Below are 21,209 nucleotides of genomic sequence, written 5' to 3'. Positions count from 1 at the left end.
GCCCAGGACGGCTAACCCGGCGTCCTGCCGGGTTACCCACGGATTCAAGCCTGCGTTCGGCCAGCGTGTTTGACGGGGCGCCCAGGATCAAGATCAAAAGCCAGAGCAAAAGCAGAGCAAAAGCAGACCGAAGTCCATCTGATATATGGAGATCCAAATGTGGGAGGGGGCTTGCCCCCGATAGCGCCGGGTCAGTAAAAAATAAGTGACTGACACTCCCTCATCGGGGGCAAGCCCCCTCCCACATTTTTTACCGAGTACACCAGACACAAAACCGGTCGGCTCTAAGGCCGCCGCGCTTTGGCTTTTGATCTCAAATCGCCCCGTCAAACACGCTGGCCGAACACAAGCTTTGGAGCGTAGCTAACCCGGCAGGCCGAAGTAATGGGTATGCACTCACCCCCCACTCATATTCATAAACCGCACCACCTGCACCTCCCCCGCCCCACTGAAATCATGCCGCAACGGCTTGCCCTTCAACCCCCTGTGCAACGCCTCAACCAACGGCCCATCCTCTAACGGATAGCGCCGTAACAAAGCGCGAAAATCCAGCGCATCCTCCTGCCCCAGGCACAACAGCAACTGCCCTTCCACCGTCATCCGTACCCGATTACAACTGCCACAGAAATTATGCGAATTAGGCGAAATAAACCCCACCCGGGTCCCAGGGTGCCCCGCCAATCGCACATACCGCGCTGGCCCTCCGCTGTTCTCGGTGCTATCGATCAGCCCATGCTCACGGGCAATCACCGCCCGTACTTCATCGCTGGAGCAGAACGTCTCCCCCCGCGACCGCCCCACGTCCCCCAGGGGCATTTCCTCGATAAAACTGATGTCGACACCCTGGTCAATGGCATACCGCACCAACGCCGGGACCTCGTCAAAATTGCGCCCCTTCATCACCACGCAGTTGAGCTTGACCCGCTCGAACCCCGCCTCCCGCGCGGCCTCGATACCGTCCAGCACCTGGCGCAGATCACCGTTGCGGGTAATTGCGCGAAAGCGCTGCGTATCCAGGCTGTCGAGGCTGATGTTCATGCGCTTGACCCCCGCCTCCACCAACGGCCGCGCCAGTCGCGCCAACTGCGAGCCATTGCTGGTCATCACCAGTTCACGCAAGCCCGGCAGCGCCGCGATGTTGCGGCACAAACCGACAATGCCCGGGCGAATCAGGGGCTCGCCCCCGGTCAGGCGGATCTTGCGTACGCCCTGCCCCACAAACAGCGCGGCCAGGCGTTCCAGTTCTTCCAGGGTCAGCACCTGCTGGCGCGGCAGGAATGTCATATTTTTCGCCATGCAGTACACACAGCGAAAATCGCAACGGTCGGTCACCGACAAGCGCAGGTAATCGATCGAACGGCCCACCCCATCCACCAGGCTCATGTCACTGCACCAACGGTGAGTCGGCGCCCTGCAGCGCGATGCCACGGATGTCCGCTGCGCCGATCAGGGTTTGCAGGTACTGCACCAGTGCCTTCTGCCACACCCCTTGCTGCAACTGGGTGCGAATCGCGACGGCCACCGCTTCATACGGCAGCGGCTGGCCTTCGATACGCTGGTCGACACTGATCACATGCCAGCCGTAACGGCTCTCCAGCGGTTTGGCGGCCAGGCCTGGGGCCAGGGTGAACAGCTGGCGCTCCAGCTCGGGCACGGTCTGGCCTTTGCTCACCTGGCCCAATGAACCGCCCTGGGCCTTGGACGGGCAAGCCGAGTATTTGAGCGCCAGTTCGGCAAATTGGCCGGGCTGTTCTTCCAGGCTCAGCAGCAGGACTTCGGCCTGGGTGCGCGCCAGGTGGCGCGCCTCGGCGTCGTCCGGCGCGCATTCGAGCAGGATGTGCCGCGCCGCCAGCAACGGCGCGCTGTGAAAGCGCCCACGGTTATTCTCGAAGTAGCGCACACAGGTCGCCTCGTCGCAGTCGGGCACCGTCACCTCACGCTCCAGCAGCAGGCGCGTGGCGGCTTCTTCTTCGTTCTCGCCGGCGGCGATCTCCACCGCCAGGCCCAGCTCGGCGATCCGCTGTTGCAACAGCTCGCGGATCACCAGCGCGCGGGCGGCCAGGTACACCGCTTCCTCGCGGCTGTCGGCCGGGTGGTACTGCAACTCCAGGGCCATGGCCTCGGGCGTGACCGCCACGCCGTTGACGCTGATGATCGGCCATTCCTGTTCACTGCTGGCGATCAACTCCGGCGCCTTGATCTCCTCGAAAGAAGCCTGGACCACACCCTCGGCCACCACCGGTTCTTTGGCCGACGAGCCGCAACCACCGCTGCCGCCGTTACCGCCACCACATCCGCATCCTGTACTCATGACGTTCTCCTCAGTACTTCTGCCGCACGATTTGATAACGACGCCCCAGGTACCAGATCGGCGCGCTGACCATGTGCACCAAGCGGGTAAACGGGAACAGCACAAACAGGGTCAAGCCCAGCGCCACATGGGCCTTGTAGATCAGCGACACCGGCGCAATCGACTCGGCCGCTTCCACCGGCCGCAACAGCACCACGTTCTGCGCCCAGTCGGCGAGCATCACCATCACCGAGCCGTCCATATGCCCGGTGGACGCGACGATGGTCAGCAAACCCAGCACCAACTGCGCCAGCAGCACCAGCAGGATCAGGATGTCCGACGGGCTCGAGGTAGCCCGCACGCGCGGGTCACCCAGGCGGCGCTTGACCAGCATCAGCAAGCCCACCAGGCACAGCAGGCCGAAGAAGCCACCCGAGACCATCGCCAGCAACTGCTTGTTCTCAGTGCTGATCACATGGTGGTAGACCGACGCCGGGGTCAGCAGGCCGACAAAATGCCCGGCCAGCACGAACAGCACGCCGATGTGGAAGAAGTTGCTCGCCACGCGCATGCCACGGTTGTTGAGCATCTGGCTGGAACCGGCCTTCCAGGTGTACTGCGACAGGTCGAACCGCGCCCAACTGCCCAACAGGCAGATCGCCAGGGCCACATAGGGGTACACCCCGAATACCAGCAAATTCCACTTAGACATTACCCACCTCCCCGGCGGGCGCTGCGGCCCGGCCTTCTTGCTGAAAATCCACCCAGTGCAACGGCACCGCGCTTTCTTCGCGGGCCTTGCCCGGACTGCTCGGCATCGAGCTGCAGCGGTCCTGTTGCTCAGCCTGCATAAAGTCCACCGCTTCCTCTTCCCAGATTTTGTCCAGGGCTTCGAGGGAGTCGTCGCGCGGCTCGGCGGCGACCTGGGCGCGCAATTCGGCCACGGCCTGGTGCGGCTCGGCGCCGGCAATCTGCAACAGCGCACGGAAGCAACCGGCATAGCCGCTCTCACGCTCATCCAGACGCGCAGCGAGCAAGGCCAACAGGTGCGCCACATCCGCCAGGCCCTCGCGAGCCTCGATGTCTTCGCGGGTGGACAAGAACTCCAGGTACAACGGGATGTAGTCCGGCAGCTCCTTGACGCCAATGGCGAAGCCGGCTTCTTCGTACTGGGCCATCATGTCGACCATGGCCTGGCCGCGGTCGCGGGACTCGCCGTGCACGTGTTCGAACAACAACAGCGACAGCGAACGCCCCCGGCCAAACAGCGCGCCGTAGTGTTCCTGGCCGTCCATCAGGTCATTGGCACAGATCAGTTCCAGCAGCTCAAACAACGCACCGCGCTGCTTGGGGCTGATTTCCCGCGATTCGAGAATCGCCTGTTCCAGTTCGTCGCGGCCGTTCACCAAGGTTTCAGTGGGATAGTCCAGCAGCAACGAAATCACTTTAAGAATGCGCATGGCTCAGTCCTCCCAGATCTGGACGGTTTTCAGCACGTCACGGCGGTTGGCTTTCTTGGCGCCGAACATGTTGGTGTCGGAGCTGCCGCTGCAACCGCTGCCGAAGCTGAAACCACACCCGGAACGTTCGGCGAACGCGTCGCTCATGGCGTCTTCACGGTGGGCGCTCGGTACCACGAAGCGGTCTTCGTAGTTGGCAATGGCCAGGTAGCGGTACATCTCTTCCACCTGTTCAACGCTCAGGCCGACGTCTTCGAGCACTTGCAGGTCCTGCACACCATCGACTTGCTGGGAGCGTTTGTAGGCGCGCATCGCCAACAGGCGCTTGAGTGCACGCTTGACCGGTTTTTCATCGCCGGCGGTGAGCATATTCGCCAGGTAACGCAGCGGAATACGCAGGCTGTCCACATCCGGGATCACCCCGTTCATGCCCACGGTGCCGGCAGCAGCGGCGTTCTGGATCGGCGACAGCGGCGGCACGTACCAGACCATCGGCAAGGTGCGGTATTCCGGGTGCAGCGGCAGCGCCAACTTCCAGTCGACGGCCATTTTGTACACCGGCGAACGCTGGGCCGAGTCGATCACCGACTGCGGCACGCCATCGGCCAGGGCCTGGCGAATCACCGCCGGGTCATTCGGGTCGAGGAAGATTTCCAGTTGCTTCTCGTACAGGTCCTGCTCGTTGGCGGTGCTTGCCACTTCGCTGATGCGGTCGGCGTCGTACAGCAGCACACCGAGGTAGCGGATCCGACCCACGCAGGTTTCGGCGCACACGGTCGGCATACCGGCTTCAATACGCGGGTAGCAGAAGATGCACTTCTCGGACTTGCCGCTCTTCCAGTTGAAGTAGATTTTCTTGTACGGGCATCCGCTGATGCACATGCGCCAGCCCCGGCACTTCTCCTGGTCGATCAGCACGATGCCGTCTTCTTCACGCTTGTAGATCGCACCGCTCGGGCACGATGCCGCACACGCCGGGTTGAGGCAGTGCTCACACAGGCGCGGCAGGTACATCATGAAGGTGTTTTCGTACTCGCCATAAATGTCGGCCTGGATCTGGTCGAAGTTCTTGTCCTTGCGGCGCTTGGCGAATTCGGTGCCGAGGATTTCCTCCCAGTTCGGGCCCCACTCGATCTTTTCCATGCGCTTGCCGGACACCAGCGAACGCGGACGTGCGGTCGGCTGGTGCTCGCCCAATGGGGCGGTGTGCAAGTGCTGATAGTCGAAGTCGAACGGCTCGTAGTAGTCGTCCAGGCTTGGCAGGTCCGGGTTGGCGAAGATGTTCGCCAACACGCGGAACTTGCCGCCGATGCGTGGGTTGATCGAGCCGTTGGCATTGCGCACCCAGCCGCCCTTCCACTTGTCCTGGTTTTCCCACTCCTTGGGGTAGCCGATGCCGGGCTTGGACTCAACGTTGTTGAACCAGGCGTATTCCATGCCTTCACGGCTGGTCCACACGTTTTTGCAGGTGATGGAACAGGTGTGGCAGCCGATGCATTTGTCCAGGTTGAGGACCATGCCGATCTGTGAGCGAATTTTCATCTCAGTTCTCCTCGATGTCAGTCGGCAATGGGCGCGGCAAATCATCACCGCTGGAGCCATCGAGCCAGTCGACCTTGGCCATCTTGCGCACCACGACAAACTCATCGCGGTTGCAACCGACCGTGCCGTAGTAGTTGAAACCGTAGGCCTGCTGGGCATAGCCGCCGATCATGTGGGTCGGCTTGAGCACCACGCGGGTCACCGAGTTATGGTGGCCGCCACGGGTCTTGGTGGTTTCCGAACCCGGCACGTTCACGATGCGTTCCTGGGCGTGGTACATCATCACCATGCCTTCCTTGACGCGCTGGCTGACCACCGCACGAGCGGTCAATGCGCCGTTGACGTTGAAGCATTCGATCCAGTCGTTGTCTTCGATGCCGGCGCGCTTGGCGTCGATTTCCGAGAGCCACACGATCGGTCCGCCACGGCTCAGGGTGAGCATCAGCAGGTTGTCGCTGTAGGTGCTGTGGATGCCCCACTTCTGGTGCGGGGTGATCCAGTTCAGCACGATCTCGGTCTCGCCATTGCTGCGCTTGCCCTTCACGCCTTCGATGGTGCGGGTGTTGACCGGTGGCCGGTAGCTCATCAGTTGCTCGCCGAACGCCTGCATCCACGGGTGATCCTGGTAGAACTGCTGGCGACCGGTGATGGTGCGCCAAGGGATGTTTTCATGGACGTTGGTGTAGCCGGCGTTGTAGCTCACGTGCTCGTCTTCCAGGCCTGACCAGGTCGGGCTGGAGATGATCTTGCGCGGCTGCGCCTGGATGTCGCGGAAGCGAATCGCTTCGTGGGCCTTGGAGATCGCCAGGTGGCTGTGGTCGATGCCGGTGAATTCCGACAGCGCGGCCCAGGCTTTCAAGGCGACCTTGCCGTTGGTTTCCGGAGCCAGGGACAAGATCACTTCGGCGGCGTCGATGGCCGTGTCGATCTTCGGCCGGCCGTGGCTGATGCCTGCATCGCTTTCGTGATGGTTCAGCTCGCCGAGGAACTCGACTTCTTCATCGGTGTTCCAGTTGATGCCCTTGCCGCCGTTGCCGAGCTTTTCCAGCATCGGGCCCAGCGACGAGAACTGCTTGTAGATGTTCGGGTAGTCCCGTTCCACCACCGCCATGTTCGGTGCGTTCTTGCCCGGAACCGGCGCCACACCGGCGCTTTTCCAGTCGGTGCCGCCAAACGGCTGGGCCAGTTCGCCGACGCTGTCGTGCATCAACGGTACGGTGACCAGGTCTTGCTCCACGCCCAGGTGGCCGACCGACATGGCCGAGAACGCCTTGGCGATGCCCTTGTAGATTTCCCAGTCGGAGCGCGACTCCCACGCCGGGTCGATGGCCGCCGACAACGGGTGAATGAACGGGTGCATGTCCGAGGTGTTCATGTCGTCTTTTTCGTACCAGGTGGCAGTCGGCAAGACGATGTCGGAATACACGCAGGTGGAGGACATACGGAAGTCCAGGGTGGTCACCAGGTCAAGCTTGCCGATGGCGCCGTCCTCGACCCATTCGGCCTCGGTGGGCTTGCATTCGGTGCTGTGGCCGATGTCTTCGTTCATCACGCCGTTCTTGGTGCCCAACAGGTACTTGAGCATGTACTCATGGCCCTTGCCCGAGGAACCGAGCAGGTTGGAGCGCCAGATAAACATGTTGCGCGGGAAGTTCACCGGGCTGTCCGGCTGTTCGCAGGCGAAGCGCAGGCTGCCGTCCTGCCAGGACTTGACCACGTAGTCTTTCGGCGTCATGCCGGCGGCGGCCGCATCACGGCAAATGTGCAGCGGGTTGGTGTTGAGTTGCGGCGCACTCGGCAACCAGCCGGCGCGTTCGGCGCGGATGTTGTAGTCCAGGGCGTGTTCCGGGAACTGCGACTTGTCGGCCAGGGGCGAGAGCACGTCGTGCATGCTCATTTTCTCGTGGCGCCATTGCGAGCTGTGGCCGTAGAAGAAGCTGGTGCCGTTCATCTGGCGTGGCGGGCGGTTCCAGTCGAGGCCGAAGGCCAGGGGCAGCCAGCCGCATTGCGGGCGCAGTTTTTCCTGGCCGACGTAGTGGGCCCAGCCGCCGCCGGTCTGGCCGACGCAACCGCAGAGCATGAGCATATTGATCAGCCCGCGGTAGTTCATGTCCATGTGGTACCAGTGGTTCATCGCCGCGCCGACGATGATCATCGAACGGCCCTTGGTCTTGTCGGCGTTGTCGGCGAACTCACGGGCGATCTGGATGGCTTTCTCGCGGCTGACGCCGGTGATCGCTTCCTGCCACGCCGGGGTGCCCGGTACGCTGGCGTCGTCGTAGTCCTTGGCCACGTTCTGGCCGCCCAGGCCACGGTCGATGGCCAGGTTGGCGGCGGACAAGTCGAACACCGTCGCCACTTTGGCCACGCTGCCGTCGGCCAGGGTCACGCTGTGCACCGGCACGCGGCGGAACTGCACGGCATCGCCGGCCACGTGCTGGAAGTGCTCGTGGGCTTCGCCGGCAAAATACGGGAAGGCCACTTCGGCGACGTCGTCACCGATCAGGCTGAGTTTCAGGTCGATGGCGCGGCCTTCGCCGCCCTCCTTCGCGAGGATGTTCCACTTGCCCTTCTCGCCCCAGCGGTAGCCGATGGACCCTTGTGGCGACACCAGTTCACCGCTCTCGTCGAGGGCGATGGTTTTCCATTCCGGGTTGTTGTCCTGGCCGAGGTTGCCGGTGAGGTCCGAGGCACGCAGGAAGCGGTCAGGCTGGAAGCCGGCGCCGGGCGCGAACCCGGTCATCGGCTTGAGCATCACCAGCACCGGCAAGTCGGTAAAGCGCTTGGCGTAGTCGGTGAAGTAGGCGCTCGGTTTATCCAGGTGAAATTCCTTGAAGATCACATGGTTGAAGGCCTGGGCCAACGCGGCGTCGGTGCCCTGCTTGGGGTTGAGCCACAGGTCGGTGAGCTTGGCCACTTCCGAATAGTCCGGGGTGATGGCCACGGTCTTGGTGCCCTTGTAGCGCACCTCGGTGAAGAAGTGCGCGTCCGGGGTACGGGTCTGCGGAACGTTGGAGCCCCAGGCGATGATGTAGTTGGAGTTGTACCAGTCGGCCGATTCCGGCACGTCGGTCTGCTCGCCCCACACCATCGGCGAGGCCGGTGGCAGGTCGCAGTACCAATCGTAGAAGCTCAGGCACACGCCGCCGATCAGCGACAGGTAACGCGAACCCGCCGCGTAGCTGACCATCGACATGGCCGGGATCGGCGAGAAGCCGACGATGCGGTCCGGGCCGTACTGCTTGATGGTGTAGACGTTGGAGGCGGCGATGATCTCGTTGACCTCCTCCCAGTTCGAGCGAATGAAACCGCCCATGCCGCGTTTGCTCTTGTAGGAGTCGGCCTTGACCTTGTCCTCGACGATGCTCGCCCACGCCTCGACCGGCGACAGGGTCTGGCGCGCGTCACGCCACAGCTTGAGCAGCGGCTTGCGGATCTTCGGGTACTTGAGGCGGTTGGCGCTGTAGATGTACCAGCTGTAACTGGCACCCCGTGGGCAGCCGCGCGGCTCATGATTGGGCAGGTCGTTGCGGGTGCGCGGGTAGTCGGTCTGCTGGGTTTCCCAGGTGATCAGGCCGTTCTTCACGTAGATCTTCCACGAGCACGAGCCGGTGCAGTTCACGCCGTGGGTGGAGCGCACGATCTTGTCGTACTGCCAGCGCGAACGGTAGACGTTTTCCCAGTCGCGGGACTCCTTGCGGGTCTCGCCGTGACCGTCGGAGAATTCGTTTTGCTTGCGGTTGAAGAACCGCAGTTGATCCAATAAGTGACTCATGATGCTTTCCTCATCAGGCGTGCCGTGGGGTGCGTTGCCCCGCGAATTCGTGGTCGATCAGCAGGGTGTGGCGCAGCCTTTGCGGGCGTACCACCACCAGGTCACGACGATGCAGCTCAGGTAGAAACCGACAAACATGTAGAAGGCCATCGCCGGGCTGCCGGTGGCGGCCATGGACGTGCCGAAGGACTTGGGAATGAAGAACGCACCGAAGGCGCCCATGGCCGAACTGAAGCCCAGCACGGCGGCGGATTCCTTGCCGGCATCCTTGATCGCCTGCTCGCGCTCGGCGGCGGATTTACCGGCACTGGCCTTCTCGTGCTGGGTGCGGAAGATCACCGGGATCATGCGGAAGGTGGAGCCGTTGCCGACGCCGGTGGTGATGAACAGCAGCATGAACATGCCGAGGAAACCGTAGAAGCTGCCGCCCTGCCCGTTCACCGGCAAAAAGTGCAGCACGCCGAACACCATCACGATCATCAGCACGAAGTTCCACAAGGTCACCCGTGCGCCGCCCATTTTGTCCGCCAGCCAGCCGCCGAGTGGGCGCACCAGGGCACCGACCAGTGGGCCGAGGAAGGCGAATTTCAGCGCCACCACGTCGGGGAACGAGGTCTTGATCAGCAGCGGGAACGCCGCCGAAAAGCCGATGAATGAGCCGAAAGTCGCCAGGTACAACCAGCACATCAGCCAGTTGTGCTTGCGCTTGAAGATCACCGCCTGCTCGCTGAACGAAGCACGGGCGCTGGACAGGTCATTCATGCCGAACCAGGCCGCCACGGTGACGGTGAGGATAAACGGCACCCAGATAAAACCGGCGTTCTGCAGCCACAGTTGACTGCCATCCGGCAAGGTTTGCGGTTGACCGCCCACCAGGCCGAACACGCCGAACGTGATTACCAGCGGGACGCAGAACTGCATCACCGACACCCCCAGGTTGCCGAGGCCGGCGTTCAGGCCCAGGGCCGTGCCTTGCTGCGACTTGGGGTAGAAGAAGCTGATGTTGGACATGCTCGAGGCGAAGTTGCCGCCGCCGAAACCGCACAGCAACGCGATCAGTACAAACACGCTGTAGGGGGTGTTGGGGTCTTGCACCGCAAAGCCCATCCACAGCGACGGCAGCAACAGCGACGCGGTGCTCAGGGCGGTCCAGCGGCGGCCGCCGAAGATCGGCACCATGAACGAGTAGAACACCCGCAAGGTGGCGCCGGACAAGCCCGGCAACGCTGCCAGCCAGAACAGCTGGTCGGTGGTGAACGTAAAGCCGATGGCGTTCAGGCGCACGATCACCGTGCTCCACACCATCCACACGGCGAAGGCCAGCAACAGCGCAGGGATCGAGATCCACAGGTTGCGGGTCGCGGTCTTCTTGCCGCTGGCGCCCCAGAACGCAGGGTCTTCAGGGCGCCAGTCGTGGATCACCGGCCCCGAGCCGGGCTTTTGCGCGATGGACATGTTCATTCTCCTTGGAGAGGTTGGGCGGTTTTGCCCAACAGCGGTTGCTTGCGCATTTCGCCGAAGTACATCCAGGTCAGGGACACCCAGACCACGCCGTACATCAACATGAAGCAGGACGAGCGCACGCCGGTGAGGTCCACCAGGGCGCCAAACAGGATCGGCAGCACAAAGCCGCCCAGGCCACCGGCCAGGCCGACGATGCCGGACACCGCGCCCATGTTCTGTGGGTAGTCATTGGCGATGTACTTGAACACCGAGGCCTTGCCGAACGCGAAGGCGATGCCCATCACGAACAGCAGCACGGTGAACAGGGTGGCGTTGAGGCCGATGTGGAAATCCAGGGGACCGTTGACGGTCTGCACCTGCAATTGGGTCTGCGGGTAGCTGAGCAGGAACAGGCAGATCCAGCTCACCCACAGCACCCACCAGGTCACGCTCTGGGCGCCCCAGCGGTCGGACATCCAGCCGCCCACCGCACGCAGCACGCCGCCCGGCAGGGAGAAACACGCGGCCAGCAACGCGGCGCTTTGCAGGCTGAAGCCGTATTCCTGCACGTAGTACTTGGTCATCCACAGCGCCAGGGCCACATAGCCGCCGAACACAATCGAGTAGTACTGGCAGTAGCGCCACACGGCCGGGTCTTTCAGGCACAGCAACTGCTGGCGCAGGGTGGCGCCGCCGGCACTGCGGTGCGCCTTGTTCTCGCTGGTAAGGAACCAGAACAGCAGCGCGGTGATAAACAGGATCGCGCCGAACACCTTGGGCACCAGGTGCCAGGTGCCGAGGGCGATCAGCGCCGGGGCCAGAAACTTGGTGACGGCGGCGCCCGCGTTGCCGGCGCCGAACACGCCCATGGCAAAGCCCTGGTTCTCTTTGTCGAACCACTTGGCGACGTAAGCGATGCCCACCGAAAACGAACCGCCGGCCAGGCCGACGAACAGGCCCAGCACCAGGAACTGCCAATAGGCGGTGGCGTAGGTGATCAGGTACAGCGGCAGCACACAGGCGAGCATCAACAGGAAGAACACGATGCGCCCGCCGAAGCGATCAGTCAGCAGGCCCAGGGGCAAGCGCACCAGGGAACCGGTCAACACCGGCGTGGCGGCCAACAGGCCGAACTGGGTTTCGTTGAGTTGCAACAGCTCTTTGATGGGTACGCCCAACACGGCGAACATCATCCACACCATAAAGCAGACGGTGAAGGCCAGGGTGCTCATGCCCAGCACCAGGCCCTGTCTCATACGGGGTTGAGTCACGGTATGCGCTCCAGAAAGTGATTTCATGGGCGCAGGTTAGGGGCGGCACCCCCGTGGAACTTGACCCAGATCAACGTCCGCCTGGGGGGTATGGGGCTATGCTGGCCCCACATACCTCTAAGGAGGTAGTCCCAACAACAAGATAAAGTCTTTATTTATCAATGGATTGGTCTCTTGTGCCGGTATTTTCCCGTGGGAGGGTTGGCCGGCAATTCTTTAGAGGTAGTGCGCCAGGGATTGCGGTTTTTCAGCCCTTTTCCCTTTGCAGGTTCCGCCATGCAGGCTTCCAACCCCCTTCACTTACGCCACCATGTTTAACTGGCTGCGCAGCTCCCTGCCCGCTCGCGCCGGGCTGGCGGTGATCCTGATCGCCATCCTCGCCCTCGCCAGTTCCTTGAGCGCCGGCTTGATCGCCTGGTTCAGCCAGGGCGACGCGGCCGCCATCAACACCGCCGGTTCGGTGCGCATGGAGACCTACCACCTCAGCTGGAAACTCGCCGCCGGAGCCCCCGCCGACGAGATCGACACCATCATCCACAGCCTGCAAGGGCGCCTCGACAGCCAATCACTCAAGGCGGTGCTCGAAGATGGCCCGCGCAGCGCCCTGCTCCAGAGCTACCAACAGATCCAGCAGCGCTGGAACGATGACCTGCACCCGGCCCTGGCACGCGGCGATGCGGTGCTGTTCCAGGCCAGCGCGCCAGGTTTTGTCGATCAACTCAACCAGTTCGTCAGCCTGTTGCAGCAACAGAGCGAACAGAAACAAGGCTGGCAGCAGGGTATCCAGGGGCTGGCACTGTTCAGCACGCTGATCATCCTGCTGATCGGCCTGTATGAATTGCAGTACGGCGTGGTCAACCCCCTGGAAGAACTGGTGCACGCGACCCGGCGCTTTCGTGACGGCGACTTCAAGACCCGGGTCAACCACCGCTCCGAAGACGAGTTGGGGCAACTGGCCCTGAGCTTCAACGCCATGGCCGAGACCATTGAACAATCCCACAGCACCCTGGAGAGCCAGGTGCGGCAGAAAACCCTCAACCTGCAACAAGCCAACGCCGCCCTCGAACTGCTCTACCAGAGCAGCCGCAGCCTGGCCACGCGCCTGGCGAATGCCGAGGGCCTGGATGAATTGATCCGGCGCTTCCAGAAACGCCTGCCGGGGCTGCGCCTGTCGCTGTGCCTGCAAGGGCACTTTCTCGCGCCGGCCCAGCAGATGCTCTCGCTGCATGGTGGGGATAGCCGCAACGTCTGCGCCATCGGTGATTGCGCGACGTGCCAGAAACACAAAGTGGCGCTCCCGCAGGTGTTCAGCATCAGCAACCAGGGCTCGGAACTGGGCGAACTCAAGGCCCACTTCGACGATGGTCATCCCCCCCAGGATTGGGAAAAACAACTGATCCAGGCCCTGGCCAACCTGATCGGCACCTCGCTGTCGCTCAAGCGCCAGCGTGAACAGGACCACCGCCTGCTGCTGCTCGACGAACGCACCATCATCGCCCGCGAACTGCACGATTCCCTGGCCCAGGCGCTGTCGTACATGAAGCTGCAAGTCAGCCGCATGCAAACCCTGATCCGCCGTGGCGAACCGGTGGAGACCCTGGCCACCGTCACGGCCGAACTGCGCGAGGGGCTGAACAACGCCTACCGCCAACTGCGCGAATTGCTCACCACGTTCCGCCTGCAAATCCACGATGCCGGGCTGGTGCAGGAACTGCAGGACACCGCCGAGGAGTTTTCGCGGCGTGGCGAATTCCAGGTGCACCTGCATGTGGACGCCCTGGCCTTCCAGCTGTCGGCCAGTGAACAGATCCACATGTTGCAAATCACCCGCGAGGCGCTGTCCAACTGCCTGCGCCATGCCCATGCGCAAAACGCCTGGCTGCAACTGCGCCAAGAGGGCGAGACCGTGAGCCTGAGCATCGAAGACGACGGCCGTGGCTTTTGCGAAGAGGTCGACAGACGTGAACACCACGGCCTGACCATCATGGACGAGCGCGCCCGCAGCCTGCACGGCCACCTCGACATCAGCCCCCGCGAGCCCCAAGGCACGCGGGTGCAACTGCGCTTTCACCCGGAATTTCTCGGGCAACCCCTACAAGGCACCCACGCATGAACACAGCCACTCGCCACCGTATCCTGCTGGTCGACGACCACCCGATGATGCGCCACGGCATGCGCCAGATGCTTGAACTGGAAGACGACCTGCACGTGGTCGGCGAAGCCGGCAACGGCCAGGAAGCCCTGGACCAGATCGACGCGCTGCAACCGGACCTGGTGCTGCTGGACAACAACATGCCGCACATGAACGGCCTCGAAACCCTGCGCCGCCTGCGGGCCATGAACTATGGCGGCAAGGTGTTGCTGTTTACCGTGTCCGACGCTGAAGACGATATTCGTGATGCGTTGCGGCTGGATGCCAATGGCTATCTGCTCAAGGACATGGAGCCGGAACTGGTAGTGACGTACATCCGCGATGCGTTGCATGGCGCGCTGGTGATCAGCCCCGGGTTGACGCGGGTGCTGGCCCAGGCGCTGCGCTCGCCGCAACCCCATGCGGCGGTGGAGTTGACCGAGCGGGAACGGCAGGTGCTGAGGACGATTGCCAGTGGGTACAGCAACAAGGTGATCGGGCATAAGTTGGGGATTACCGAAGGGACGGTGAAGGTGCATGTGAAGAATTTGCTGCATAAGCTGGGGTTGCGGTCGCGGGTGGAGGCGGCGGTTTGGGCGATGGAGCATTTGCGGCAGGCGGGGTGAATTTGTTTGTGTACATATCCGTTGCTGCGGTAAAGGTTGATATTGGTTCCGCCCTTACGGCGGGTCACTTTGGAAAAGAGCCCCAAAGTAACCAAAGGGCTCTTGCCCCAACACTCGGCACCTCGCTTAGGCTCGGTGTGCCCTCACTCCGGCTTGAATCCGTGGGCCGCCGTCATGGGCCATCCCTGGCCCAGGACGGCTAACCCGGCGTCCTGCCGGGTTACCCACGGATTCAAGCCTGCGTTCGGCCAGCGTGTTTGACGGGGCGCCCAGGATCAAGATCAAAAGCCAGAGCAAAAGCAGAGCAAAAGCAGAGCAAAAGCAGAGCAAAAGCAGAGCAAAAGCAGAGCAAAAGCAGACCGAGGCCCATCTGATATATGGAGATCCAAATGTGGGAGGGGGCTTGCCCCCGATAGCGCCGGGTCAGTTAAAAAATAAGTGACTGACACTACCTCATCGGGGGCAAGTCCCCTCCCACATTTTTCACACAAACCCCGCAAGAGGTACCCCCACAGAGGCATATCAACCCCGCGCCAAGCCCCCTACGCTACCCCATTGCGGAGGCCCAAACATGCTCACCCATCCCCACATCGTCCTGACCCTGCGTCGCCATCACCTGTTCAGCCAGCTCCCGGAAAAAACCTTCCAGGACGTCTGCACCCTGGCCAATCTCAAGCGCCTGCCCGGCCATGCGCCCTTGATGCATCAGGGCGACGCGGCTGAGCGTTTTTTCCTGCTGGTCAGCGGCCAGATCAAGTTGCATCGGGTCACGGGTGAAGGCCAGGAACACCTGGTGGAAGTCATCCAGCCCGGCCAGACCTTTGCCGAAGCGCTGCTGTTCACCCAGGCCAAGGCCTATCCGGTGAGCGCCACAGCGCTCAAAGACAGCGTGCTGGTCAGCATCGAAGGCCAGCACTACCGCCGGGCCCTGGAAGACCAGCCGAAAATTTGCCTGGCAATCCTCGCCAGCATGAGCATCCACCTGCACCAACGCCTCAAGGACATCGACACCCTGACCCTGGCCAACGCCAGCCGCCGGGTGATCAACTTCCTGTTCCAGGAGCGCGATGCGCTGAGTGGCGAGGTGGTGCTGCAAGTGCCCAAGCGCCTGGTGGCGTCGAAGCTGGGGATCCAGCCGGAGACCTTTTCAAGGATCCTGCACCGGCTGGTGGAAGGCGGGTTGATCGAGGTGCAGCGGCGCACCATTCGGATCGTGTGCGAAGAACAGTTGATGGGTTACCAGGCTGGTTGATTCAGTGCCCCCGATGGCGTCGGGTCAGTTAGCAAATAAGTGACTGACACGCCCTCATCGGGGGCAAGCCCCCTCCCATATTTTTGACCGAGTCCGGCCCAAACAAACCGATCAAACCACCACCCCCCGCCCCGCCCGCTCCAAGTTCCGCCACAACCAAGGCGGCAACACATCCGGGTCCAAACTGTCGATCAAATTCTTCAACCCCAACCCCAACTCCGTATCCCCCTCAATCACCAACCGGCGCCGAAAGAACAACGTATCCGGATCTTCCTGCCGGCTGGCGAGCAACAAGAACTCCCGCCAGTTGCCACTGATGCTTACCTGCGCCTCGGCCTTTTGCGCAATCTGCAACCCGTCCCGCGCCAAGGTCAGGTACCAGCACAACCCCAGGTCAGGAATACGCAAACACATCCAACGCCCACGCAGCAGGTCAAACCCACCGTCGCGCAGGGGCTCGGCCAGGCAGCGGTTGAGGGCTTGCTGCAAGGCCAGACGCTGCACGCCAAACGGCACGCGGCGGATCAATGGCAACAACCGGTCGGCCCCCTTGAGCAGCCATTGTTTACGACTCAACACAGCCCCACCTCCTCAACCCGCAACATGCCCGCCTGACCGTGCCAGTAGCCGTTGCAGCCATCGACATACAGCGGCGGCGTGGCGCCCTGGCGCACGTGGTCGAAGGCGCGCACCACCTCGACCATGCCTTCGGCCCGGGGGCTCAGGCGCAACAGGTTCGCACCACAGGACACCAGGCCGGGGTAATCGGCCAGCAGGTTGGTAACGTCGGCCGACATGGTCTGAATGCCATTCAAGGTGAACAACGCCTGCCCTTCCTGGCTGGTCAGCGCCATGCCGTCGGGGTAGTTGATGCAGCAGAACTGGCAGTCGTCCTTGGGGCGGTTCTCTGCACGGGCGGTGAAGCAACGCGCCGAGTAGGCCAGGGGCAAATGGCCGTAGGCAAATATCTCCACTTCGGGCAATGGCCGGCCCAATTCGCGCACCTGTTCCAGCACGTCGCCGATCAGGCCCTGGGAGCACTCCACCGGCGGCACCCAGCGTTGCATGCCCGCGTCGAGCAGTTGCACCAAGGCGTGACCGTTGTAGAGGTTGAGCGCCGGGCCGCCGACAAAGGGCAGTTTGCGCTCGATCAGCATCTGCACCGCGCCCATGTCATTGGCCTCCACCAGCAACTCGCCGTTGTCACACAGGCGGCGCAGGCTCGAGAGTTCGGAGGCGGCTTCGATCAGGGTCAGGCTCGACAACACGATCTGCGCCGAGCTGTAGGTTTGCAGCTCCCGGCCCAGACCCAACCAATGATCCAGGGAAAACGCGCGGCGTTTGGCGCACACGGTTTCGCCCAGGTAAATCACGTCCAGAGGCAAGCCGGCCATGTCCGAGTAGAAGCGCCCCAGGTGTTCCTTATCCCAATAAAACAGCACCGGTCCCAGGCTGAGTTTCATCTGTGTCTCCTCACTGCCATGCACGATGGTAGGCGCCGAGTGTGGTCTGGCTGCCTTCGGATAACCCGGCCAGCACCTGGCGCCATTGGTCCTTGACCACAAAGCTGGCCGGAGCGCTGCGGTGGGCGTCGAGCGCGGCGCGCCAGACCCGGGTGACTTGTTCCACATACGCCGGGCTGCGTTGCCGGCCTTCAATCTTGACCGCTTCGACACCGATGGCGCTGAGCTCCGGCACCAGGTCGAGGGTGTCGAGGCTGGTGGGTTCTTCGAGAGCATGGAAGCGCTTGCCGCCGACCAGGAAGCGGCCCTTGCACAGGGTCGGGTAGCCGGCGGGTTCGTCGGGTGTGTAGCGGTCGATCAGCACGTCGCTCAGGCGCGCGCTCAAGCCCTCGGCATCTTCGCTCCAGCGCACCGCCTTGGCCGGCGAGCACACGCCGCACAGGTTGGGCGACTCGCCGGTGATGTAGGAAGACAAGTGGCAACGCCCCTCGGCCATGATGCACAGGCTGCCAAAACCGAACACTTCGATGGGCACCGGGCTGCTCGCCGCCACCTGTTTGACCTGGGCCAGGGACAGCACACGGGGCAATACCGCGCGGCGAATGCCGTAGCGCTCGGCATAGAACTTCAGCGCCGCCGCGTGGGTGGCCGATCCCTGTACCGACAGGTGCAACGCCATGTGCGGATGCTGGCGACTGGCGTAGTCGAGCACGCCGGGGTCGGCGGCGATCAGGGCGTCCACGCCGTGGTCCGCCGCGCGGTCAACGGCGCGTTGCCAGCGTGCCCAGATCTTCGGTTGCGGGTAAGTATTGACCGCCACGTACAGCTTGCGCTGGTGCTGGCGAATAAAGGCGACGGCACCGTCGAACTGTTTGTCGTCCATGTTCAACCCGGCGAAATGCCGGGCATTGGTGTCATCGCGAAAACCGACATACACCGCATCGGCGCCTTCGCGCACGGCGGCTTTGAGCGCAGGCAGGTTGCCTGCCGGGCAGACCAGTTGCATGGGGGCTCCTCAGAGAAATTCAGCGAAAGACACGAACGGCACCGGTTCATCCTTGAGCACCTGATGCTCACGCTCGACGATCACCAGGCCATCGGCCCAACAGGCGGCGGTCAGCATCGCCGAGCTTTGCTGGGGGTGCAGCACGGCGCGCAGTTGCCCGTCTTCGCCGGGGCTCAGGCGTGCGCGCAGGTACTGGCGGCGCTTATTGGGCTTGAGCCATTCAAACGCGGCCGGCACCTGGATCGGCACCGGCAGCACCCGCTCCATACCTTGGGCGCGCAGCAGGAACGGACGCACCACCACCAACGCGGTGATCAGCGCCGCCGACGGGTTACCGGGCAGGCCCAGCCACGGTTTGCCCGCCACTTCGCCAAACGCCAGGGGCTTGCCGGGCTGAATCGCCAGCCGCCAGAAGTCCACGCGGCCGAGTTCTTCGATGGCCTGCTTGAGATGGTCCTCCTCCCCCACCGACACACCCGCAGAGGTCAGCAACAGGTCGCACTCGGATGAGGCCAGGGCCAGCGCATCACGGCTGGCGGCCAGTTCATCCGCCATCACGCCGTAGTCGTGCACGTCCACGCCCCAGCCACGCAATAACGCGGCCAGGGCATAGCGGTTGCTGTTGTAGATCTGCCCCGGCACCAGCGCCTCGCCCGGATCACGCAGCTCGTTGCCGCTGCTGAGCAGGCACACCCGCAGCGGGCGATAGACTTTCAACCGAGGAATGCCGGCCGAGGCCAGCAAACCGATGTCCTGGGCGCGCAGGCGCTTGCCGACGGCAATCAGGGTCTGCCCGCGCTGCAGTTCTTCACCCTGTTTGCGCACATGCTCGCCGAGACGTACCGGCGGGCACCAGATGCGCTGGCCGTACAGCCGACAACGCTCCTGGGGCACCACCGTGTCAGCACCAGGCGGTAGCGGCGCACCGGTAAAGATGCGCACGGCCTGCCCGGCCTGCACGCTCACCTTGCTGTGCTGCCCCGCCGCAATGCGCCCGGCGAGCATCAGGTAGCCGCCTTCGGCCGGCACGTCCTCGGCGCGCAGGGCGTAGCCGTCCATGGCGCTGTTGTCGAAACCGGGCAAATCCAGAGGTGAGAACAACTCTTCAGCGACCACTCGCCCCAGCGCCTGCTCCAGGCCAATCACCTGGGTGCTCGGCGGTGGCGGCGCCTGGGCCAGCAGCGTCGCGATGGCCTCGTCCACCGGCATCAGGTGGCCGCTGTCACACACCGAGGCACTCATGAACGCGACTCGCAGGCTTGCAGGATTTGCTCGGGCTGGGGCTTGAGGTGCGGCACGAAATTGCACGGGCCGGTGCGGCTGTCCAACTGCCCCGCCAGGATCTGGTCCCAGCCGGTGCGACACGCGCCCGGCGAGCCCGGCATGCAGCACACCAGCACGCCGTTGCTGATGCCGGCCAACGCGCGGGACTGCAAGGTGGAGGTGCCGATCTCGACCAGGGACACCTGGCGGAACAGCTCACCGAAGCCTTCGACATGTTTGTCCAGCAACGGCAGCACCGCCTGGGGCGTGTTGTCACGGGCAGTGAAACCGGTGCCACCGGTCATCAGCACCACTTGCACCTCGGGGTCGGCGATCCACAGCGAGACTTGCGCACGAATCTGGTAGATGTCGTCGATCACCAAGCCACGGTCGATGAGCACATGCCCGGCACTTTCGAGGCGGTCCACCAGGGTCTGGCCGGAGGTGTCGGTGTCGAGGGTACGGGTGTCACTGATGGTCAGCACGGCGATGTTCAGGGGCACGAAAGTGCGTTGTTTCAAATGGGCCATGATCAAGGCTCCAGGCGTGAAGAAAGTTGCCGTCAGCCTGCGCCGCAACGGGCGCAGGGCCTATTCCTCCAAGGAGGTATCTCGTTCAGGGGGCCAGGCGCGTGCGCTGCCACGTGCCGGCATGCAGGCGGTAGTCGAGACGGTCATGCAGACGGTCGGGCCGGCCCTGCCAGAACTCGATGCGCTGCGGTTGCAGGCGGTAGCCGCCCCAATGCTCGGGCCGCGGCGGTTGCTGCCCGGCGAAACGCTCGGTGACGTCACGCAGGCGGCTTTCCAACTCGCTGCGATGGCTAAGGGGCTGGCTTTGCGGCGAGGCCCAGGCACCCAATTGACTGGCAGCCGGGCGCGCATCGAAATAATCGTCCGACAACTGCGCCTCCGCCCGCACCACCGGGCCTTCGATACGCACCTGACGCTCCAGCCCCGGCCAGAAAAACGTCATGGCCGCATGAGGGTTGCTCGCCAACTCCTCGCCCTTGGCACTCTGGTAATGCCCAAAAAAGAAAAAGCCCTCGGCACTGAACCCCTTGAGCAGCAGGATGCGGCAATGCGCATGGCCCTGGCTGTCCACGGTGGCCAGCGCCATGCTATTGGCCTCCGCCGGAGGCACCTCGGTTTTACGCGCCTGATCCAGCCACTGGCCGAACAGCACCAAGGGATCGTCCTGCACCAAGTCATCACGCAGGCCATAAAGGGTGTAGTTGCGGCGCAATTGCGCAAGAGACAGGGGCATGACGCGGTCCTCCAGAAAGTTCGCCACAGTGTGGGAACTACCGCGCCGTTATCCCTTGACCACGATCAACATTCGCCCGTGGCATGACGCCGCATGTGATTGCTTGAGGTGTGGGGGGCTACACAACGGATCGCGTTGCTGTTGCTGTTGCTGTTGCTGTTGCTGTTGCTATGGCTCTGGCTCTGGCTCTGGCTTTTGATCTTGATCCTAGGCGCCCCGTCAAACACGCTGGCCGAACGCAGGCTTGAATCCGTGGGTAACCCGGCAGGACGCCGGGTTAGCCGTCCTGGGCCAAGGATGGCCCATGACGGCGGCCCACGGATTCAAGCCGGAGTGAGGGCACACCGAGCCTAAGCGAGGTGCCGAGTGTTGGGGCAAGAGCCCTTTTGGTTACTTTTGGGGCTCTTTTCCAAAAGTGACCCGC

The 21,209-nt window shown here is 63.1% G+C and carries 17 protein-coding genes; 3 read left to right on the top strand and 14 right to left on the bottom strand.

The window, feature by feature from the left end; translation table 11 throughout:
* Positions 1-396: 396 nt before the first annotated feature.
* The 8 genes from moaA to HCF10_RS30675 are packed head-to-tail and all read right to left on the bottom strand — an operon-like array spanning position 397 to position 11,766.
* Positions 397-1,383, bottom strand: coding sequence for a GTP 3',8-cyclase MoaA (gene moaA / locus HCF10_RS30710; RefSeq protein ID WP_167657066.1), 987 nt, complete (start codon positions 1,381-1,383; stop codon positions 397-399).
* Position 1,384: 1 nt separating this feature from the next.
* Positions 1,385-2,311 (bottom strand): peptidylprolyl isomerase, encoded by a 927-nt coding sequence (locus tag HCF10_RS30705; RefSeq protein WP_167657065.1) that lies wholly within the window; start codon positions 2,309-2,311, stop codon positions 1,385-1,387.
* A gap of 10 nt (positions 2,312-2,321) precedes the next feature.
* A complete protein-coding gene (gene narI, locus HCF10_RS30700) occupies positions 2,322-3,002 on the bottom strand; it encodes a respiratory nitrate reductase subunit gamma (RefSeq protein ID WP_131699965.1) in 681 nt (226 codons plus the stop codon).
* A complete protein-coding gene (gene narJ / locus HCF10_RS30695) occupies positions 2,995-3,750 on the bottom strand; it encodes a nitrate reductase molybdenum cofactor assembly chaperone (RefSeq protein ID WP_145338837.1) in 756 nt (251 codons plus the stop codon). Before narJ ends, narI begins: the two co-directional genes overlap by 8 nt.
* A 3-nt stretch (positions 3,751-3,753) precedes the next feature.
* The gene (narH, locus tag HCF10_RS30690) at positions 3,754-5,292 is read right to left on the bottom strand and encodes a nitrate reductase subunit beta (protein WP_027607174.1); all 1,539 of its coding nucleotides are present in this window, start codon (positions 5,290-5,292) and stop codon (positions 3,754-3,756) included.
* A 1-nt stretch (position 5,293) separates the two neighbouring features.
* Positions 5,294-9,067, bottom strand: coding sequence for a nitrate reductase subunit alpha (locus HCF10_RS30685; protein ID WP_090403144.1), 3,774 nt, complete (start codon positions 9,065-9,067; stop codon positions 5,294-5,296).
* Positions 9,068-9,124: 57 nt separating this feature from the next.
* Positions 9,125-10,522 (bottom strand): NarK family nitrate/nitrite MFS transporter, encoded by a 1,398-nt coding sequence (locus tag HCF10_RS30680; RefSeq protein ID WP_145338838.1) that lies wholly within the window; start codon positions 10,520-10,522, stop codon positions 9,125-9,127.
* A gap of 2 nt (positions 10,523-10,524) precedes the next feature.
* On the bottom strand, positions 10,525-11,766 hold the full coding sequence (locus HCF10_RS30675; RefSeq protein ID WP_205885947.1) for an MFS transporter: 1,242 nt from the start codon (positions 11,764-11,766) through the stop codon (positions 10,525-10,527).
* Positions 11,767-12,091: 325 nt separating this feature from the next.
* Between HCF10_RS30675 and HCF10_RS30670 the strand changes: the two genes are divergently transcribed.
* The 3 genes from HCF10_RS30670 (at position 12,092) to HCF10_RS30660 (ending at position 15,790) form a co-directional block, all read left to right on the top strand.
* Positions 12,092-13,894 carry a HAMP domain-containing protein gene (locus HCF10_RS30670; protein ID WP_167657064.1) on the top strand — a complete coding sequence of 601 codons (1,803 nt, stop codon included), beginning with the start codon at positions 12,092-12,094 and terminating at the stop codon, positions 13,892-13,894.
* Positions 13,891-14,538, top strand: coding sequence for a two-component system response regulator NarL (gene narL, locus HCF10_RS30665; RefSeq protein ID WP_145338841.1), 648 nt, complete (start codon positions 13,891-13,893; stop codon positions 14,536-14,538). The genes HCF10_RS30670 and narL overlap by 4 nt, the downstream gene beginning before the upstream one ends.
* A 571-nt stretch (positions 14,539-15,109) precedes the next feature.
* A complete protein-coding gene (locus HCF10_RS30660) occupies positions 15,110-15,790 on the top strand; it encodes a Crp/Fnr family transcriptional regulator (protein ID WP_131699959.1) in 681 nt (226 codons plus the stop codon).
* A 111-nt stretch (positions 15,791-15,901) separates the two neighbouring features.
* Here HCF10_RS30660 and ubiT read toward each other — a convergent pair whose 3' ends face one another.
* From ubiT to pdxH, 6 genes are all read right to left on the bottom strand, one after another.
* Positions 15,902-16,369 (bottom strand): ubiquinone anaerobic biosynthesis accessory factor UbiT, encoded by a 468-nt coding sequence (gene ubiT, locus HCF10_RS30655; RefSeq protein WP_167657063.1) that lies wholly within the window; start codon positions 16,367-16,369, stop codon positions 15,902-15,904.
* The gene (locus HCF10_RS30650; RefSeq protein WP_167657062.1) at positions 16,363-17,253 is read right to left on the bottom strand and encodes a U32 family peptidase; all 891 of its coding nucleotides are present in this window, start codon (positions 17,251-17,253) and stop codon (positions 16,363-16,365) included. The genes ubiT and HCF10_RS30650 overlap by 7 nt, the downstream gene beginning before the upstream one ends.
* 10 nt (positions 17,254-17,263) lie before the next feature.
* Positions 17,264-18,259: a ubiquinone anaerobic biosynthesis protein UbiU gene (gene ubiU, locus HCF10_RS30645; RefSeq protein WP_167657061.1), complete on the bottom strand. Its 996-nt coding sequence runs from the start codon at positions 18,257-18,259 to the stop codon at positions 17,264-17,266.
* A gap of 9 nt (positions 18,260-18,268) precedes the next feature.
* Entirely contained in the window at positions 18,269-19,501 is a 1,233-nt protein-coding gene (locus HCF10_RS30640; RefSeq protein ID WP_145338878.1) for a molybdopterin molybdotransferase MoeA, read from the bottom strand.
* Positions 19,498-20,052 (bottom strand): molybdenum cofactor biosynthesis protein B, encoded by a 555-nt coding sequence (moaB, locus tag HCF10_RS30635; protein ID WP_131699954.1) that lies wholly within the window; start codon positions 20,050-20,052, stop codon positions 19,498-19,500. Before moaB ends, HCF10_RS30640 begins: the two co-directional genes overlap by 4 nt.
* 85 nt (positions 20,053-20,137) lie before the next feature.
* Complete coding sequence (gene pdxH / locus HCF10_RS30630; RefSeq protein ID WP_131699953.1) at positions 20,138-20,785, bottom strand: pyridoxamine 5'-phosphate oxidase; 648 nt, start codon at positions 20,783-20,785, stop codon at positions 20,138-20,140.
* Positions 20,786-21,209 lie beyond the last annotated feature (424 nt).

Origin of the sequence: Pseudomonas sp. B14(2022), from assembly GCF_012030485.1 — a bacterium.
In the GTDB taxonomy this organism is placed as follows: Bacteria; Pseudomonadota; Gammaproteobacteria; order Pseudomonadales; family Pseudomonadaceae; genus Aquipseudomonas.
Note: the sequence above shows the minus strand (reverse complement) of the source record. Positions and strands in the feature narration are given on the sequence as shown.

What these genes read in the sequence shown, in the direction of transcription:
- HCF10_RS30640 (WP_145338878.1), bottom strand. Translation starts at nt 19,501, where the DNA reads ATGAGTGCCTCGGTGTGTGACAGCGGCCACCTGATGCCGGTGGACGAG.
- HCF10_RS30685 (WP_090403144.1), bottom strand. Translation starts at nt 9,067, where the DNA reads ATGAGTCACTTATTGGATCAACTGCGGTTCTTCAACCGCAAGCAAAAC.
- narI (WP_131699965.1), bottom strand. Translation starts at nt 3,002, where the DNA reads ATGTCTAAGTGGAATTTGCTGGTATTCGGGGTGTACCCCTATGTGGCC.
- HCF10_RS30670 (WP_167657064.1), top strand. Translation starts at nt 12,092, where the DNA reads ATGTTTAACTGGCTGCGCAGCTCCCTGCCCGCTCGCGCCGGGCTGGCG.
- HCF10_RS30705 (WP_167657065.1), bottom strand. Translation starts at nt 2,311, where the DNA reads ATGAGTACAGGATGCGGATGTGGTGGCGGTAACGGCGGCAGCGGTGGT.
- moaB (WP_131699954.1), bottom strand. Translation starts at nt 20,052, where the DNA reads ATGGCCCATTTGAAACAACGCACTTTCGTGCCCCTGAACATCGCCGTG.
- HCF10_RS30675 (WP_205885947.1), bottom strand. Translation starts at nt 11,766, where the DNA reads ATGAGACAGGGCCTGGTGCTGGGCATGAGCACCCTGGCCTTCACCGTC.
- HCF10_RS30680 (WP_145338838.1), bottom strand. Translation starts at nt 10,522, where the DNA reads ATGTCCATCGCGCAAAAGCCCGGCTCGGGGCCGGTGATCCACGACTGG.
- pdxH (WP_131699953.1), bottom strand. Translation starts at nt 20,785, where the DNA reads ATGCCCCTGTCTCTTGCGCAATTGCGCCGCAACTACACCCTTTATGGC.
- moaA (WP_167657066.1), bottom strand. Translation starts at nt 1,383, where the DNA reads ATGAGCCTGGTGGATGGGGTGGGCCGTTCGATCGATTACCTGCGCTTG.
- narJ (WP_145338837.1), bottom strand. Translation starts at nt 3,750, where the DNA reads ATGCGCATTCTTAAAGTGATTTCGTTGCTGCTGGACTATCCCACTGAA.
- ubiU (WP_167657061.1), bottom strand. Translation starts at nt 18,259, where the DNA reads ATGCAACTGGTCTGCCCGGCAGGCAACCTGCCTGCGCTCAAAGCCGCC.
- HCF10_RS30660 (WP_131699959.1), top strand. Translation starts at nt 15,110, where the DNA reads ATGCTCACCCATCCCCACATCGTCCTGACCCTGCGTCGCCATCACCTG.
- narH (WP_027607174.1), bottom strand. Translation starts at nt 5,292, where the DNA reads ATGAAAATTCGCTCACAGATCGGCATGGTCCTCAACCTGGACAAATGC.
- HCF10_RS30650 (WP_167657062.1), bottom strand. Translation starts at nt 17,253, where the DNA reads ATGAAACTCAGCCTGGGACCGGTGCTGTTTTATTGGGATAAGGAACAC.
- narL (WP_145338841.1), top strand. Translation starts at nt 13,891, where the DNA reads ATGAACACAGCCACTCGCCACCGTATCCTGCTGGTCGACGACCACCCG.